This window comes from Flavobacterium sp. FPG59, assembly GCF_002150205.1.
Classification (GTDB): Bacteria; Bacteroidota; Bacteroidia; order Flavobacteriales; family Flavobacteriaceae; genus Flavobacterium.
The window spans coordinates 1-1236 of the sequence record NZ_MTCA01000383.1 but is presented as its reverse complement, the minus strand read 5'-3'; the positions used below and the strand labels follow the sequence as shown (position 1 = coordinate 1236).

Genomic DNA, 1236 nt, shown 5'->3' with positions numbered 1-1236 from the left:
GTATAAAAACATGAAATTCGGAATTATAAAAGAAAGAAAAAACCCTCCTGACCGTAGAGTTATTTTTTCACCAAATGCCATTAAGCAAATTATTGCTACTTATGAAGGAGTGTCAGTAGAGGTTGAGTCATCAGATTGTAGGGTTTTTAATGATTCACAATATGAAGATGAAGGAATTTCTGTAATTGAAGACGTAAGTGATTGTGATTTTCTTTTTGGAGTTAAAGAAGTTCCTGTTGAAAATTTAATTCCTAATAAATCCTATTTCTTTTTTTCGCATACCATCAAGAAACAACCATATAATAGAAAGTTATTACAAGCCATTTTAGAAAAAAACATAGATTTATATGATTATGAAACTATAGTTGACGCATCTAATAAAAGGCTTATTGGTTTTGGGAGATATGCTGGTATCGTGGGGGCTTACAATAGTATTAGAGCATTTGGTTTAAAATTTGAATTGTTTAAGTTGCCTAAAGCAGAGACATTAGCTGGAAAAGAAGCTTTAATTATGCATCTTAAGCGTGTTGTGTTGCCTCCTATAAAATTTGTGGTTACTGGTACGGGTAAAGTAGGGAACGGTATCAAGGAGGTTTTGGATGCTATAAAAATTAAAGAAGTATCTGTTGAAAATTATTTAACTAAAAAGTATACGCAACCTGTTTATACACAAATTGATGTCTTAGATTACAATATTAGAAAGGATAAATCGATAAACGATTTTAATGATTTTTACAATAATCCTCAATTGTACGAATCTAATTTTGAGCGTTTTTCAAAAGTTTCGGATATATATATAGCAGGGCATTTTCATGCAAATGAAGCGCCAGTAATTTTATCAAGAGCAATGTTACAAGCTACAGATTGTGCTATTAAAATTGTAGGAGATGTGTCGTGTGATGTAAATGGTCCAGTTGCCTGTACCCTGAGAGCATCTTCTATTGAAGAGCCATTGTATGGTTATTTACCCAGTGAAGATAAGGAAGTTGAATTATTTCACCCTGCTGCAATTGTAGTAATGGCTGTTGATAATTTACCTTGTGAATTACCCAAAGATGCCAGCGAAGGTTTTGGTGAAATGTTTATTGCTCAGGTAATGCCTGCTTTTTTTAATCAAGATAAAGATGGTATTTTACAAAGATCTAAAATTACCGAAAACGGAAAGTTAACAAAACGATTTAGTTATTTACAAGATTTTGTAGATGGTAAATAATTTTTTAAATGTATATCAATCAA

1 protein-coding gene is annotated in these 1236 nt (G+C 31.6%); it reads left to right on the top strand.

Going from position 1 to position 1236, the window contains the following annotated elements:
- The first annotated feature begins 10 nt into the window (after window positions 1-10).
- Complete coding sequence (locus FPG59_RS16170) at window positions 11-1213, top strand: NAD(P)-dependent oxidoreductase (protein WP_086455544.1); 1203 nt, start codon at window positions 11-13, stop codon at window positions 1211-1213.
- Window positions 1214-1236 lie beyond the last annotated feature (23 nt).

Coding starts and splice junctions, on each gene's coding strand:
- FPG59_RS16170 (WP_086455544.1), top strand. CDS start 11: ATGAAATTCGGAATTATAAAAGAAAGAAAAAACCCTCCTGACCGTAGA.